The organism is Nocardioides sp. Z50_6, from assembly GCF_058215755.1.
This window is the reverse complement of the sequence record NZ_JBZAJB010000004.1, coordinates 359,561-373,800: the sequence shown is the minus strand read 5'-3', so window position 1 is coordinate 373,800 and position 14,240 is coordinate 359,561. Positions and strand designations below refer to the sequence as shown.

Sequence of the window (14,240 nt, the reverse complement as noted above, 5' to 3'; positions counted from 1 at the left end):
CCCCATCGGCATCTTCCGCGCCGTCGAACGCCCCACCTACGACGACCAGGCCCGCGAACAGCTCACCCTCGCCGGCGTCGGTGAGGGCGAGGCGAACCTGCAGGCGCTGATCGACGGACAAGACACCTGGACCGTGGAAGGAGACCCCCGATGACCTACGTGATCGCGCAGCCCTGCGTGGACGTCAAGGACCGTTCCTGCGTCGACGAGTGCCCGGTCGACTGCATCTACGAGGGCAAGCGGATGCTCTACATCCAGCCCGACGAGTGCGTCGACTGCGGAGCCTGCGAGCCGGTCTGCCCGGCCGAGGCGATCTTCTACGAGGACGACACCCCCGAGGAGTGGAAGGACTACTACGACGTCAACGTCGGGTTCTTCTCCGAGATCGGCTCCCCGGGCGGCGCCTCGAAGACCGACGTGAGCGACCGGGACCACCCGACCATCGCCGCGCTGCCTCCGCAGAACCAGGAGTGACGCAGCCACACGGCACACGAACATGACAGCAGGCCTGCTCCGGGAGATCCCCGAGCAGGCCTGCTGTCGTGTCGGCGCCTCAGACGTCGGTGACGCGGACCCCGGCGTGCGCCTTGTAGCGGCGGTTGATGCTGATCAGGTTGGCGGTCAGCGCCTCGACCTGGTGGGCGTTGCGGCGGCGCCCGGCGTAGACGCCGCGCATCCCCGGGACGGCGTCGGCCAGCGCCTGCACCAGGTCGGTGGCCTCGCGCTCGTCGCCGAGGACCAGGACGTCGGTGTCGACGCGCTCGACCTCGGGGTCCTCCAGCAGCACGGCTGAGACGTTGTGGAACGCCCCGACCACGGTCGACTCGGTGAGGATCGCGGCGGCCTGCTCGGTGGCCGAGCCCTCGGGCACCGGGAGGGCGTAGGCCCCCTGCTTGTCGAAGCCGAGCGGGTTGACGCAGTCCACCACGATCTTGCCGTCCAGGTGCGGCTTGAGGTCGGCGAGGAGCTCGGCGTGGCCGTCCCAGGGGACGACGACCAGCACCAGGTCGCCCGCCGCGGCGGCGTCGGCGTTGGCGGCCCCGGTCACGTCGCCCCCCGTGGCGGCGGCGAGCTCGGCGGCTGCCTGCTCGGCCTTCTCCGCCGCCCGGCTGCCCAGCACGACGGTCAGGCCGGCCGTCGCGAAGCGGCGGGCCAGCCCGCGCCCCTGCGGTCCGGTGCCTCCGAGGATGGCGATCGTGCGGCTGGTCAGTTCGGTGTTCAAGGCACTCTCCTAGGCTGGGGGATCTATGAACATAGTATGGGCGGCCGGCGCTCCTGCGCGGCACCGGCCGCGGGCGCGGACCGCCCCCTCAGGTCGACCTCGCCGCGGCGCGCTCCCGCCTCACCTCGGGCAGCACCGCGAGGATCCCCAGCAGCGGCAGCAGGGCCAGCACCAGCAGGCTGCCGGGGATGCCGAGCACCTCCCCCAGGCCGGCGACCATCGCCGAGCCGACGCTGCCGCCGACCAGGAAGACCAGCGTCGCGACGCCGAGCGCGGCGCCCCTGACGTCGGCGTCGACCGCGTCGCCGACGACCGCGATCATCGCCGGCTGGCCGAGCCCGAAGGCGATGGTGGTCAGCACCACGGCGATCCCGACCGCGACCGGCCAGGCCTGCGCGGTGGCCAGCGCGGAGACCAGCATCGAGCCGGCGGCCACCACCGCGGCCAGCACCAGGGTGAGCGGCCCGCCGCGGGTGGCGAGCAGCCAGGAGGTGGCCCGCGGGAGGAAGAGGGCGGCCACCGCGCTCGGCACCAGCAGCAGCCCCACCCGCCACGCCGGCCAGCCGGCGTCGACCAGGGCGGCCGGCACGCCGACCAGCATCGCGAACCAGGAGGCGGGCATCGCCGAGGCCGCCAGGGCCGAGCGCACCACCGTGCCGTTGCGGATCACCGAGGCGGGCAGGAAGCCGTGCGGGTGCCGGCGCACCCGGCGGAGCACCAGCGGGACGCCCAGCACCATCAGGGCGACCCCGACGACCGCCACCACCAGCCCCGTCGAGGGCGACTGCACGACCATCACCAGGCCCGCGGAGGTGCCGGCGACCAGCACGGCCCCGATCACGTCGAGGCGGGCTCCGGAGCCGCCGCCGGCGATGGCGCGCCACAGCAGCGGCAGCACCAGCACGCCGAGGATCGGCAGCGCCATCACGCTCCGCCACCCGACGGCGTGCTCGACGACGCCGCCGGCCAGCGGCCCGAGGCAGCTCAGGGCGGCCGCCATGGCGCTGAGGCGGCCGAGCGCCAGGCCGCGGATCTCCCCGTCGTAGCGGGCGCTGAGCACCGTCACCCCGAGCGTGGGCACGGCGGCCGCGCCGGCGCCCTGGAGGATGCGCATGACGAGCAGCAGCTCGAAGGAGCTCGCGGCCGCCGCCCCCAGCGCGCCCAGCGTCATCAGGCCGACCCCGACCAGCAGCGGGATCCGCACCCCGACCAGGTCGGAGACGCGGCCGTAGATGGGGGTGGCCACGGCGAGCAGCAGCACGTAGCCGCTGATCGTCCAGGCCGCGACCCCGACGGAGGTGTCGAACTCCGCCGCCACCGCCGGCAGCGCGATCGCCGCCGAGGAGGAGCCCATCCCCGCGAGCCCGAAGAGCAGCCCCAGCAGCAGCGAGACGCGGCGCGCGTCCTGGTGTGGGGTCATGACCGGTGGCAACTTCGGCGGGCGCCGGCTGATTCCCCGGCGCGCACGGCGCACGTCCGGGCACGCGACCTCTCAGGCCAGCGCGGGCAGCACCTTCTCGCCGAAGGTCTGCACGAAGGCGGCCTGGTTGGGGCCGACGTTGTGCACGAAGACCCGGTCGTAGCCGAGGTCGAGGTAGGTGCGGATCTCGGCCACGTGGTCGGCCGGGTCGGCGCTCACCGGGAGGCGGCCCTCGAAGTCCTCGGGCCGCACCAGCCGGGCGATCTGCTCCACCACGTGCGGGGAGCGCAGGTCGCCGCGGGCGAACCGCATCGCGGCCATCGGGTAGCGCTCGGCGACGTGCCGCACCGCCTCCTCGCGGGTCGTGGCCCAGCTGAGGTTGAGGTGGAGCCACGCCGGCATCGTGGCCGGGTCCTTGCCGCCCTCCCGGGCCCCCTCGCGGAACCGCTCGAGCAGCAGGCCCGCCTGCTGCGGGCGCACCGCGACCGCCAGCAGCCCGTCGGCGCTGCGGCCGGCCCGGCGGGCGGTCTGCGGCCCGCTGGTGGCCACCAGCACCGCCGGCGCCTGCTCCGGCATGGTCCACAGCCGGGAGTTCTCCATCTGGAAGTGGACCCCGTCGTAGCGGACCTCGCGACCGGCCAGGGAGCCGGCGTAGAGCCGCTTGACCAGCTCGACGGCCTCGAAGAGCCGAGCGACGCGCTGGGGCGCCTCGGGCCAGTAGCCCCCGACGACGTGCTCGTGCAGCGCCTCCCCGACCCCGAGCGAGATCCAGTGGCGACCGGGGTGCAGGGCCGCCAGCGTCGCCGACGCCTGGGCCAGGGCGGCCGGGTGCATCCGCCCCCCGGAGGCGGCCATGCCCACCCCGAAGTCGCCGCTGGTGTGCTCGGCCAGCGCCCCGAGCAGAGTCCAGGCGTGCGGCGCCTGCCCGAGGCTGGGCAGCCAGGGCTGGAACGTGTCGGCGGCCATGGTGCCGGAGAAGCCCGCGTGCTCGGCGAGCACGCTGAGCTCGACCGCCTCCCGGGGGGTCACCGCGTCGACCGGTACGACGTACCCGACGCGTCCCTGCGCCCGTGCCTGCACGCTGCCTCCCCGCCTCGACGCCCCCGCCGGGCCACAGTCTAGGTTCCGGCTAGGCCGGTGCGGAGGCGTGCACCTGCCGGGAGAAGGCGATCAGCGGGCGGCCGGTCCGCGGATGGGCCACCACGTCGGCCACCACGCCGTAGGTCGCGGCGATCAGCTCGGGGGTGAGCACGTCGCCGACCGCGCCGACGGCCCGCACCCGCCCCTGGGCCACCACGACGACGTGGTCGCAGTGCGCCGCGGCCAGGTTGAGGTCGTGGAGGGCGGCCATCACGGTGATGCCGGTCCCGGCGATCTCGCGCAGCAGCGCGAGCGTGTCGAGCTGGGCGCGGACGTCGAGGTGGTTGGTGGGCTCGTCGAGGAGCAGCAGCCGGGGCTCCTGGGCGAGCGCCCGGGCGAGCTGGATCCGCTGCTGCTCGCCTCCCGAGAGCGTCGCCAGCGACCGGTCGGCAAGGTGCTCGGCGCCGACCCGGGCCAGGGCGGCGTCGACGACCGCCGCGTCGCCGGCGGCCACCGCCCAGGGCGACTCGTGCGGGATCCGCCCCAGCGCGACGACCTGCCGGACGGTCAGCGAGAACTCCGCGCGGGCGTCCTGCTCGACCAGCGCCACCACCCGGGCCCGCTCCCGGCGGCGCAGGGCCAGCAGGTCGACCCCGTCGAGGACGACGCGCGCGGGCAGGCCGCCCCTGGCCGTCCCGGGCAGCCTGTCGGAGGCGGCGGTGCCGGCCACCAGCCGCAGCAGGCTCGACTTCCCGGCACCGTTGGGCCCCACCAGGGCGACCAACCCGCCGCCGGGCACCGCGAAGGAGGCGTCCTCGAGCAGCACCTGGCGACCGACGACCCGCGACAGCCCCTGGACGCCCAGGACACCGGGGACACCGGGGCCGCCGGGGCCGCCGGGAGGGGTCGACGCGCTGCCGCTCATGCCCGCCCCCGGTGGGAGAGCAGGACCATCACGAAGACCGGAGCCCCGACCAGCACGGTGATGATGCCGACCGGCACCTCGCGCGGGTCGAAGAGGGTGCGCGCGAGGGTGTCGACCCAGACCATGAAGATGGCGCCGGTCAGCACGCTGAGCGGCAGCAGCCGCCGGTGGCGGGAGCCGACCACCAGCCGGACGGCGTTGGGCAGGACGAGCCCGACGAAGCCGATGGCGCCGCTGACCGAGACCATCGCGCCGGTGAGCAGCGCGGAGCCGGCGAGCAGCAGCCAGCGGGTCCGGCCGGTGTCGATGCCGAGCGCGGCCGCGGCGGTGTCGCCGAAGGCGAAGGCGTCGAGCACCCGGCCCTGCAGCACCACGGGGACCCCGATGAGGAGCAGCACCGACCAGGCGATGGTCACTGCCGTCCAGTCGGCGCCGGCGAGCGACCCGAGCATCCAGTTGAGCACCTCGCGGAAGGAGTCGCCGTCGGCGTTCCAGAAGACCAGCATCGAGGTGACCGCCCCGGCGAACGAGGAGACCGCGAGCCCGGCGAGCACGGTCCGGCTCGGGGTGATCTCGCCCAGCGAGCGGGCCAGGCCGAGGGTGGCGGCCAGCGCGGTCAGCGCCCCCACGAAGGCGGCGAGCGGAAGCATCACCGAGAGCCCCAGCAGCAGCACCAGCACGGCGCCGGTGGAGGCGCCCGAGGAGAGACCCAGCAGGAAGGGGTCGGCCAGCGGGTTGCGGGTCAGGGCCTGCATCACCGCGCCGCTGAGCGCCAGCCCCGCCCCCACGGCGGCGGCGGTCAGCACCCGGGGCAGCCGGAGCTCCCAGACGATGCCGGCCCGCAGAGCGGTGACGTCGGTGTCGCCCAGGCCGAGGGCGCCGAGCCCGAGGCGCTGCGCGATCACCCCCCACACCTCGCGCACGCCGAGGTCGGCGGGGCCGATGGTGACCGTCCAGCTGATCGAGCCCGCCAGCACGACGAGGAGCACCGGCAGCCAGAGCAGCCACGGCTCCGGCCTGCGGCGCCGGCGGGCGGGGGCGACCGGGGCGGGGGCACCCCCGGCCCGGCGCGCCTGCAGGGCGAGCGTCACGGCGCCTGCCCCCCTTCGGCCAGCAGCCCGAGATCGTCGAGCTGCCGGGCCAGCTCGGTGGCGGCGGGCACCGAGCGGACGCCGGCCTCCGCGGCGGGGAACGACACGGTGAGGTAGCGCCGATGCCGGACGGCGGAGAGCCCGCGGGTGGCGGCGTCCGACTCCAGCTCCGCGATCTTGTCCACGGCCCGGTTCCACTCGGCGTCGACCAGGACGAGCACGTCGGGGTCGGCGTCGACGATCGACTCCCAGCCCAGCGAGGTCCACGTCTGGTCGACGTCGGCCACCACGTTCTCCAGGCCGACCGCCTCCATCACCATCTGGGGGGCGCCGATGCCGCCGCCCACGAAGGGGGTGTCGGTGCCCGAGGACCACCACAGCGCGGTGGTGCCCTCCTGCGCCCGGGGCACCTGCGCGAGCTCGGCACGCTGCTCGGCGACCAGCTCGGCCGCGGCGTCGGGCACCCCGAGGATCCGGCCCATCTCCTCGAACTGCTCGAAGAGCAGGTCGTAGGTCATCGGGTCGGGCCGGTGCTCGGGCGCCGTGCAGGCCGCCGGGGCGACGTAGGTGTCGACCCCCAGCCGGGCGAGGCTCTCCCGCTCGCCGGCGGTGTCCCCGGCGAGGTTGCTCTCCCAGCCGGCCAGCACCAGGTCGGGCTCCTGCTCGAGCACCACCTCCTGGCTGGGGGCCTGGTCGGAGAGGGTGGTGATCGAGGCGGCCTCGTCGGCCCACTGCTCGGGCACCGGCCCGTCCTGGAAGGCGTGCGCGACGATCCGCTCCCCCACGCCCAGGGCGAGGAGCAGCTCGGTCGAGGTCGACTTGATGGTCACGACGCGCTGCGGCGCGCTCTCGAAGGTCACCTCGGTGCCGCAGTTGTCGACGACCACCGGGTAGCCGGACGCCGCGTCGGCCCCCGGCTGGTCGTCGGGCTGGTCGTCCTGGCCGCAGCCGGCCAGGGCGAGGACGAGGACGACGGGAGCGAGGCGCGCGGCGAGCTGCCGTGGGCGACGGGACATGTGGGAGGGCCTCCGGATCCGGGCGTGACAGGGGACGGCCGCGGGCAGTCACCGCGGGCGATCCGTCGCCCCAATCCGGGTCCGACTCCCCGGCCTGGACAGACGGCCGAGTGATCGAGGACACCTTAACCCGTGCGGCCGCCCGTGCCCGGAGGAGGGCGGGCGAGGGCGCGGTCAGTCCCGCACGTGGGCCACGACGTCGCCCACCGGCGCCCGGGAGGTGCGGAACCGGTTGGCGGGGTGGTCGGCGTCGACGTACCCGAGGGAGACCGCGCAGACGACCAGCCGGTCCTCGGGCAGGTCGAGGAAGTCGCGCACCTTCTCCGAATACATGGCGATCGCGGCCTGCGCCACCGAGGCCAGCCCCAGCGAGGTGGCGGCGTTGGTCAACGTGGCGACGTAGCCGCCGCAGTCGATGGCGCCGTAGGTGCCCTGCTCGCGGTCGGTGGTGATCACGGCGACGTGCGGGGCGCCGAAGAAGGTGTAGTTGAGCAGCGCCTGGGCCCCCCGGGCGAGCTTGTCGTCGCGGGCCACCCCGACGGCCTCGTAGAGCGCGAAGCCGGACTCGCGGCGGCGCGCGGCGTAGACGCCGGAGTAGCCGCCGGGCATCTCCAGGTCGGGGCTCTGCGGCTGGGAGAGCACGTGGTCGGTCAGCTCGGCGGAGAACCGCTTGATCGCGGGCCCGGAGACCAGGTGCACCTGCCAGGGCTGGGTGTTGCACCACGACGGGGTGTGCTGGGCCAGCGCGAAGAGGCGGCCGAGGACCTCCTCGGGCACCTCCTCGCCACGGAAGGCGCGGCAGCTGTGGCGGGCGGCGAGGACGTCGGCGAACTCCATGCCGCCGATCCTCTCAGGCGGGCCCCCAACGCCCGGTCCGGCGCTCAGTTAGGCGCTCAGTTAGGCGCTCAGTCCGGTGTCATCCCGCGCATGCCGCGCTCCACGAACACGTCGGCGCGCTCGTAGTCGGTGGCGCTGGAGCGCAGCAGCTCGGCGACCGCGGCGACGGCGGCCGCGCCCGAGCGGGAGCTGTCGGCGGCGGCTCCGACCAACCGGACCACCGTCCTGGCGGTGGGGCCCGCCCCCGGCACCTCGCCGAGCAGGTGGGCGGGCACCCGGACGCCGTCGAGCTCGGCCCCGATCGCCTTCAGGTCACCGGCGGGTGGGCCGTGCTCGGCGGCGGCGGTGCGCAGCGTCTCGGGCTCGACCTCGAACTCCTCCCCGGCACCGCCCAGGCCGAGCTCGGAGAGCGGCGTCCGCGTCATGTGGGGGTTGCCCCACAGCTCCTGGTCCTCCTTCCACCAGAGCATGCCGGTGCTCTTGTTGGCGTGGTCGAACTCCTCGGCACCCGACTCGTAGGTCACGATCAGCTCGCCGTCCACCTCGACGACGCCCTGGGACATGCTCGGCAGCGGGTACGGGTCGCCGTAGGAGCCGTCGAAGTCGCCGACGTAGAGCTGGCTGTTCCCCTCGTGCCGGCCGTAGGAGGAGCTGTAGACGATCTCGTCGTCACGGACCACGACGCCCTGGACGTTGGGCGGGGTGTCGATCGAGTCCACCTTCACCCACTCGCCGCCGGACCTCTCATAGACGTAGAGCTTGTCCTGCTCGTGGTGGCCGAGGTAGAGACGGCCGTCCTTCATCGCCGAGTAGGAGCCGCCGGAGACCCCGTCCTGGATCGACGAGGCCGGCACGGTCTCGCCGTCCTTGGCGCTTCGGATCGCCTTCATCGAGTAGGTGAAGAGCTTGCCGTTGTCGGCGACGTAGACCTTGTCGCCGTCGACACTCACCCCACCGGCGTGCTTGGGCTGGTCGCCGTCGCGCGGGATCCCGTTGGGGTCCAGCGGTCCCCCGAGCTTGACCGAGCCCGTCTCCTGCCCGGTCACCTCGTCGATGACGGACAGGTAGGACTCCAGCCCTTTCCCGTCGGGCCCCTTGATGTAGTAGCCCTGCATCAGGGTCCCGGTCTCCGGGTCGTAGCCGAGGCCCTGCGGGATCCAGCCCCGGGAGTCGCCGCCTGCCCCGATGTTCGGGATCCGGGGTCCGAGGCTGCTGTCGTTGCCCTCCAGCCACTCCTGGTTCTTCGCCAGCCCGTCCTTGACCCACTCCCGGGTCTCCTCGTCGAGCTCGTCGAGGCTCACCTCGTCGCCGGTCAGCACCGCCCGGATGGCGGCGAGCTGCTGGTTGTAGGACTTCCCGACGTCGATCAGGCGCGCGTTGACCAGCCGGGCGAAGATCTCCTCGACGACCGGCGGCCAGCCGGCGGGCCGGTTGCGCCAGCAGCCGATGTAGTGATCGGCGTTCGTCTCGGCGGTCTCGTAGGCGCGGATCGCCGCGTCCAGGGCCCAGCGGGCGCGGGCGACCGCGGAGCGGGTCACCGAGAGGCCCCGCTGCAGGCCGTTGGCGCGGAGCAGGTACGAGGACGCCGCCGGCCCGGACCACACCGGGACCTCCTGGGCCTGGGTGAGGTCCTCGTCGACGCCGGCGATGTCGTGGATCACGCCTTCCAGCGTGGCGAGCCTGGTCCGCAGGGCGGCGGCGTCGCCCGAGACGATCCTGCGGTACTCGATCTCCGGGTTGGTCATCCGTCCACTCCTCCCAGGTCGACGGCCGCGAACTCCGTCGCGCCGGCGGGCAGCACGATCCTGCGGCCGGTGGAGTCCGGCCACGTCGTGCACGACCCCGACGGCACGAGGCACGACATCAGCGTCGCCGTGTCGCCGGGCGCCATCCGCTTCCCCGTGCCGGGACCGGTGACGACCATGCCGACCACGGTCTCCTGGTCGGCCCACCAGGAGAGCCACCAGCGCGGCTCGTCGACGGAGAGGGCGACCTCCTCACCCGCGCGGCCGACCACCCGGTCCGGTCCGGCGTCGGGCTTCTCGATCGACCAGTGCCCGTCGGGGCTGACCAGCGCGTCGCCTCCCCCGCGCACGTCGTCCTCGCCCGCCGGGCGTCCCTCCCCGGTGGCGAGGTCGTAGACGAAGTCCCCCTCGCGGGCGGCCACGTGGACCTCGTCGTCGGTGATCCCCCAGACCTGGACCTCCGCCTCGAGCAGCTGGTGGACCGGGTCCTCGGCCTCGGGCTCCATGCCGTCGGCGGAGGTCAGTGCCTCCCCGCCGGCCAGGTCGAAGATCCGCAGCGCGGCCTCACCCGTGTCGTAGTCGGCCTCGAGGACGACGAGGGTGTCACCGTCCGGCGAGGCCGCCAGGGCGTCGTCCGCGACCTCGAGGCCGGTGTCGACCGGCTCCCCGCCGGGGGCGACGAAGAACAGGTCGCCGCCGGAGAACTGCAGGGCGTCGCCCTCACCCTCGCCGGGGACGAAGAAGACCCCGTCCCCGGCGACGACGAAGGCCCGCACCGGGTCGCCGGTCTCGACGGTGGTGCCGTCGCCCAGGGTGACGACCGAGCCGGTCGCCCAGGCGAACCCCCCGGTCTCCACCGGGTCGGTGCTGGTCCGCCATGGGGCGTCAGGGCCGTCGGCGGCTCCGCCGTCCTCCCCGCAGCCGCCCAGCGCCAGGACCAGCGCGAGGACCAGTGCCGGCGCGGCGGCATGCGCCCGCAGACGCGTGCCGCGCGACCTCCCCCGTGTGTTCACCCCCGCACGATCCCACCGCGGGGGCCACCTCAAACCTCAGCGCGCCGGTGGGCCCCCGGTCAGCCCCCGCGACCCGGTAGCCAGAGCACGATCTCGGGGAAGACCGTGAGCACCCCGACCGCCCCGAGCATGATCAGCACGTAGGGGAACGCGCCCCGGAAGATCACCCCGAGCGGCTCCTTCGACACCCCTTGCAGGATGAAGAGGTTGACCCCGACCGGCGGTGTGATCAGCCCGATCTCGATCAGGATCACCATCACGATGGCGAACCAGACCAGGTCCACCTCGTAGAGCTGGAGCAGCGGGAAGAGGATCGGCATGGTCAGCAGCATCATCGAGATGCCTTCCATGAAGAGCCCCAGGAAGAGGAAGAGCACGTAGACCAGGAGCAGGAAGACGGTCTTGTTGGGCGCCAGGTCGGTGATCACCGAGGCCAGCTCCCGCGCACCACCGGTGATCGCCAGGGCGTAGGAGAGCATGTGCGCCCCCACGATGATCAGCATGATCATCGCGGTCACCTCGGCGGTGCGGCGCAGGATCTCCCAGAGCCTGGCGAACGAGAGCTTGCGCATCGCGGCGGCGATGAGGAGCGCTCCCACGGCGCCGAGCGCGGAGGCCTCGGTCACCGTGACGTAGCCCGCGTAGATCCCGCCCAGGACCACCACGATCAGGACGCCGAGCGGCACCAGGTCGCGCAGCGCCGCGAGGCGGTCGCTCCGGGTGACCTCGACGGCCTCGGCGGCCGGATCGACGGGGATCGGGTTGCGCCGGTGCGCCAACGCGACATGGACCATGAAGGCGGCGAGCATCAGCAGGCCGGGCACGATGGCCGCCGCGAAGAGGTCGACGACCGAGACGGAGACCAGCGCGGCGTAGAGGATCAGCGGGATGCTGGGCGGGATGAGGATGCCGAGCGTGCCGCCGCCGGCCAGCGACCCGACGCTGAGTCGCGTGGAGTAGTTGCGCCGGCGCAGCTCGGGGTAGGCCACCTCGGAGATCGTCGCGGCGGTGGCGACGCTGTTGCCCGCGATGGCGCTGAAGACGCCCGAGGCCACGATGTTGGTCTGCAGGAGACCGCCCGGGGCCTTGTCCAGCCACAGCGCCAGGGCGCGGTAGAAGTCGGCGCTGATGCCCGTGCGGAGCACCACCTGCCCCATCAGCAGGAAGAGGGGGACGGCGGTCAGGACCGGGTTGTCGATGCCGTTCCACGCCGCGTAGGCGAAGCCGCCGAACGGCGCACCGCCCTCGTGGCTGAGCACCGCGAGGAAGGCGGCGAGGCCGAGGGCCGCACCCACCCACACCCCGGCGAGCAGCAGGATCAGGGTCGCCGCCAGCAGGACGACGGTCGCGAGGCTCACAGGACCTCCTCCACGTCGGTGGCCGGGTGCTCGTTGCGGACGAACTGGCCGACGGCCACGAGCGTCTGACGGACCGTCTCCAGCGCCAGCACCGCGAAGCCGATGACGGTGAAGGACTGGACGATCCACAGGGGCGTCCGGGCGATGGTGACCGAGACCGTCCCGTTGTCGTAGGAGTTCAGGGCGAGCTCACCGAGGTGGTAGCCCAGGACGCAGGTGAAGACCAGCAGCGCGAGGCAGGAGACGACCTGGAGCGCGGCCTCGGGTCGCGGTCCGAACCGCTTGCCCAGCCACTGGAGCAGGATGGTCAGCCGGACGTGCTGGCCGGAGCGCAGCGCCCCGGCCAGCCCGAGGAACGACAAGATGACCAGCCCGTAGGCGCTGTACTCGTCGGCGACGAGCGTGGAGCGGCCCCAGAACGTGCGGTAGGCGATCTCCACCACCATGATCCCGAGCACGCCGACCAGGGCCAGCGCGGCCAGCGTGTCGGCGGCGCGGCCGACCAGGTCCACCCCGCGACCGGCCCACCCGGCCGGCCGGGTCGGCCCGGCCGGCTCCCCCCGGGGTGGCGGCGCCGCAGCCGCGGCGTCCAGGTCGGTCATCTCAGTTCTCGCCGAGGGCGGCGCGGATGTCGGCGAGCAGCGCTTCGGCGTCCGGGCCGCGGTCCGCGGCCCACTCGTCGTACTTCGGGCTGAGGGCGTCGACGATCTGGGCGAGCTCCGCCTCGTCGGGCTCGACGATGTTGGTCCCGGCGTCCTCGACCGCCTGCCAGAACTCGTCCTCGCCGGAGCCGATCTGCACCTCCATCAGCCGCTCGGTGGCGCTGGCGCCGGCGGTGCGCAGGATCTCCTGGTCCTCGGCGCTGAGGTCCTTCCAGATGTCGGCGCGGATCCCGAAGAAGTCGTAGATGTAGCCGGCGTCGGTCTTGATCACCGACTTGGCGAGCTCGGGCAGGCTCGACCCGACGGCGTGGGAGACCGACGTCCAGGCGCCCTCGATCACGCCGCGCTGGATGGAGGAGTTGACCTCGGCGGCCGGCATCGTCACCGGCTCCATCCCCATCTCGGTGCTGGCCGTGGAGAAGGAGGTGTTGAAGACCCGCACCTTGGCGCCCTCGGCGTCGCCGATGGTGGAGACGGACTCGTCGGCCAGCCACAGCTCCTGCGGCGGCCAGACGTACTCGCCGAGCCGGACCATGTTGTGCTTCTGCTCCAGGACCGGGTCGAAGTGCTCGTTGATCACCGGGCGGACCGCCTCGAGGTCCTCCTCGCTGCTGAGCAGGAAGGGGAAGCTCGGCACGTCGAAGAGCGGCTCGTCGCCGCCGACGGAGCCCGTGGTGGCGAGGGTGGCGTCCATCAGGTTGGAGCGCATCGTGTCCAGCGCCTCGTCCTGGGTGTACGGGACCTCGCCGGCGGGGCGGAGGACGAACGTGAGGCGACCGTCGGTCTTCTCCTCGACCTCGTCGGCGAAGGCCTGGAGCTCGAGGTTGACCGGGTGGTCGAGCCCGACGTGGGTGTACATGTCGAAGCTCTGCTCGCCACTGGCGTCGTCGGAGCCGCCACAGGCGGCGACACCTCCCAGGACCATGGCGGTGAGGAGACCGAGGACGGGGCGCTTGGCGATCATGCGGGAGACTCCGATGTGAGTGAGATAACAAACCCTTAATGCTTCTTATCATGCGCATAGTCTTTTTGACCAGGAGTTCTCGTGCCCGTCTCACGCGATCCGATCCCTGGCGAGCCCCCGCGTGACGACCTCGGTGTCGTGGTCGCCCGGCCGCCGGTCGTACGCCGGGTGGTCAGCCTGGTCCCCTCCCTCACCGAGGCGATGGCCTCGGTCGACGCCGACGCCCTGGTCGGCGTCACCGACTGGTGCCCCGACCCCGAGGGGCTCACCGCCACCCGGGTCCGGGGCACCAAGAACCCCGACACGAAGGCGATCGCCGCCCTCGCGCCCGACCTGGTCGTGGCCAACAAGGAGGAGAACCGCGAGCTCGACGTGCACCGGCTCCGCGACGCCGGGGTGAGCGTGTGGGTGACCGAGATCGAGACCGTGCCGCAGGCCATCAGGTCGCTGGAGCGACTCTTCGACGTCGCGCTGGGCTGGCCGCGTCCGCGGTGGCTCGCCGAGGCCCGCGACCTGTGGTGCGGCGACCCGCTGCCGCCCCGGGCCCGCACGGTGGCCGCGATCTGGCGGGACCCGTGGATGGCGGTCGGTCGCGACACCTTCACCGGCGACCTGCTGGCCCGCGCGGGGCTGCCCAACGTCCTGGCCGGGCACGCGGACCGCTACCCCACGCTGCCCGTCGAGGAGCTCGACGCCGCCGGCGCCGACCTGGTGCTGCTCCCCGACGAGCCCTACGCCTTCTCCGCCGACGACGGCCCGGAGGCGTTCGGCCGCACCCCCACCGAGCTCGTCGAGGGACGCCTGCTCACCTGGTACGGGCCGTCGCTGGTCGAGGCGCACGCGGTGCTGTCCCGGATCGCGGCGACCCGCCCCGGCCGGGAGGCCTGACTCCGCTAACGTGCCCCGC

The 14,240-nt window shown here is 73.5% G+C and carries 14 protein-coding genes; 2 read left to right on the top strand and 12 right to left on the bottom strand.

Annotation, left to right across the window (positions count from 1 at the left end):
* Window positions 1–150 precede the first annotated feature (150 nt).
* Complete coding sequence (fdxA, locus tag AC4BGE_RS12720; RefSeq protein ID WP_490575521.1) at window positions 151–474, top strand: ferredoxin; 324 nt, start codon at window positions 151–153, stop codon at window positions 472–474.
* Window positions 475–553: 79 nt separating this feature from the next.
* Here the strand turns inward: fdxA and npdG are convergent, their stop codons facing one another.
* The 12 genes from npdG to AC4BGE_RS12660 form a co-directional block, all read right to left on the bottom strand.
* Complete coding sequence (gene npdG / locus AC4BGE_RS12715) at window positions 554–1,222, bottom strand: NADPH-dependent F420 reductase (RefSeq protein ID WP_490571215.1); 669 nt, start codon at window positions 1,220–1,222, stop codon at window positions 554–556.
* Window positions 1,223–1,310: 88 nt separating this feature from the next.
* Window positions 1,311–2,642: an MFS transporter gene (locus AC4BGE_RS12710; RefSeq protein WP_490571216.1), complete on the bottom strand. Its 1,332-nt coding sequence runs from the start codon at window positions 2,640–2,642 to the stop codon at window positions 1,311–1,313.
* A gap of 72 nt (window positions 2,643–2,714) precedes the next feature.
* Window positions 2,715–3,722, bottom strand: coding sequence for a TIGR03557 family F420-dependent LLM class oxidoreductase (locus tag AC4BGE_RS12705; RefSeq protein ID WP_490575520.1), 1,008 nt, complete (start codon window positions 3,720–3,722; stop codon window positions 2,715–2,717).
* A gap of 49 nt (window positions 3,723–3,771) precedes the next feature.
* Window positions 3,772–4,647 carry an ABC transporter ATP-binding protein gene (locus AC4BGE_RS12700; protein ID WP_490575519.1) on the bottom strand — a complete coding sequence of 292 codons (876 nt, stop codon included), beginning with the start codon at window positions 4,645–4,647 and terminating at the stop codon, window positions 3,772–3,774.
* Complete coding sequence (locus AC4BGE_RS12695; RefSeq protein WP_490575518.1) at window positions 4,644–5,738, bottom strand: putative F420-0 ABC transporter permease subunit; 1,095 nt, start codon at window positions 5,736–5,738, stop codon at window positions 4,644–4,646. Before AC4BGE_RS12695 ends, AC4BGE_RS12700 begins: the two co-directional genes overlap by 4 nt.
* Window positions 5,735–6,754: a putative F420-0 ABC transporter substrate-binding protein gene (locus AC4BGE_RS12690; protein ID WP_490575517.1), complete on the bottom strand. Its 1,020-nt coding sequence runs from the start codon at window positions 6,752–6,754 to the stop codon at window positions 5,735–5,737. Before AC4BGE_RS12690 ends, AC4BGE_RS12695 begins: the two co-directional genes overlap by 4 nt.
* 174 nt (window positions 6,755–6,928) lie before the next feature.
* On the bottom strand, window positions 6,929–7,591 hold the full coding sequence (locus tag AC4BGE_RS12685) for a nitroreductase (RefSeq protein ID WP_490575516.1): 663 nt from the start codon (window positions 7,589–7,591) through the stop codon (window positions 6,929–6,931).
* Between the two features lie 68 nt (window positions 7,592–7,659).
* Complete coding sequence (locus tag AC4BGE_RS12680) at window positions 7,660–9,336, bottom strand: hypothetical protein (protein ID WP_490575515.1); 1,677 nt, start codon at window positions 9,334–9,336, stop codon at window positions 7,660–7,662.
* A complete protein-coding gene (locus AC4BGE_RS12675; protein WP_490575514.1) occupies window positions 9,333–10,349 on the bottom strand; it encodes a hypothetical protein in 1,017 nt (338 codons plus the stop codon). The genes AC4BGE_RS12680 and AC4BGE_RS12675 overlap by 4 nt, the downstream gene beginning before the upstream one ends.
* A gap of 59 nt (window positions 10,350–10,408) precedes the next feature.
* The gene (locus tag AC4BGE_RS12670) at window positions 10,409–11,707 is read right to left on the bottom strand and encodes a TRAP transporter large permease (RefSeq protein WP_490571225.1); all 1,299 of its coding nucleotides are present in this window, start codon (window positions 11,705–11,707) and stop codon (window positions 10,409–10,411) included.
* Complete coding sequence (locus AC4BGE_RS12665; RefSeq protein ID WP_490575513.1) at window positions 11,704–12,309, bottom strand: TRAP transporter small permease subunit; 606 nt, start codon at window positions 12,307–12,309, stop codon at window positions 11,704–11,706. The genes AC4BGE_RS12670 and AC4BGE_RS12665 overlap by 4 nt, the downstream gene beginning before the upstream one ends.
* A gap of 1 nt (window position 12,310) precedes the next feature.
* Window positions 12,311–13,333 carry a TRAP transporter substrate-binding protein gene (locus AC4BGE_RS12660; RefSeq protein WP_490575512.1) on the bottom strand — a complete coding sequence of 341 codons (1,023 nt, stop codon included), beginning with the start codon at window positions 13,331–13,333 and terminating at the stop codon, window positions 12,311–12,313.
* A gap of 81 nt (window positions 13,334–13,414) precedes the next feature.
* Here AC4BGE_RS12660 and AC4BGE_RS12655 point away from each other — a divergent pair, with 81 nt between their 5' ends.
* Entirely contained in the window at window positions 13,415–14,221 is an 807-nt protein-coding gene (locus tag AC4BGE_RS12655; protein ID WP_490575511.1) for a helical backbone metal receptor, read from the top strand.
* Window positions 14,222–14,240: the final 19 nt, after the last annotated feature.

Bases quoted from the DNA above. Each gene is read 5' to 3' on its own strand.
- AC4BGE_RS12660 (WP_490575512.1), bottom strand. From the start codon at position 13,333: ATGATCGCCAAGCGCCCCGTCCTCGGTCTCCTCACCGCCATGGTCCTG.
- AC4BGE_RS12690 (WP_490575517.1), bottom strand. From the start codon at position 6,754: ATGTCCCGTCGCCCACGGCAGCTCGCCGCGCGCCTCGCTCCCGTCGTC.
- AC4BGE_RS12680 (WP_490575515.1), bottom strand. From the start codon at position 9,336: ATGACCAACCCGGAGATCGAGTACCGCAGGATCGTCTCGGGCGACGCC.
- AC4BGE_RS12710 (WP_490571216.1), bottom strand. From the start codon at position 2,642: ATGACCCCACACCAGGACGCGCGCCGCGTCTCGCTGCTGCTGGGGCTG.
- AC4BGE_RS12700 (WP_490575519.1), bottom strand. From the start codon at position 4,647: ATGAGCGGCAGCGCGTCGACCCCTCCCGGCGGCCCCGGCGGCCCCGGT.
- fdxA (WP_490575521.1), top strand. From the start codon at position 151: ATGACCTACGTGATCGCGCAGCCCTGCGTGGACGTCAAGGACCGTTCC.
- AC4BGE_RS12665 (WP_490575513.1), bottom strand. From the start codon at position 12,309: ATGACCGACCTGGACGCCGCGGCTGCGGCGCCGCCACCCCGGGGGGAG.
- AC4BGE_RS12685 (WP_490575516.1), bottom strand. From the start codon at position 7,591: ATGGAGTTCGCCGACGTCCTCGCCGCCCGCCACAGCTGCCGCGCCTTC.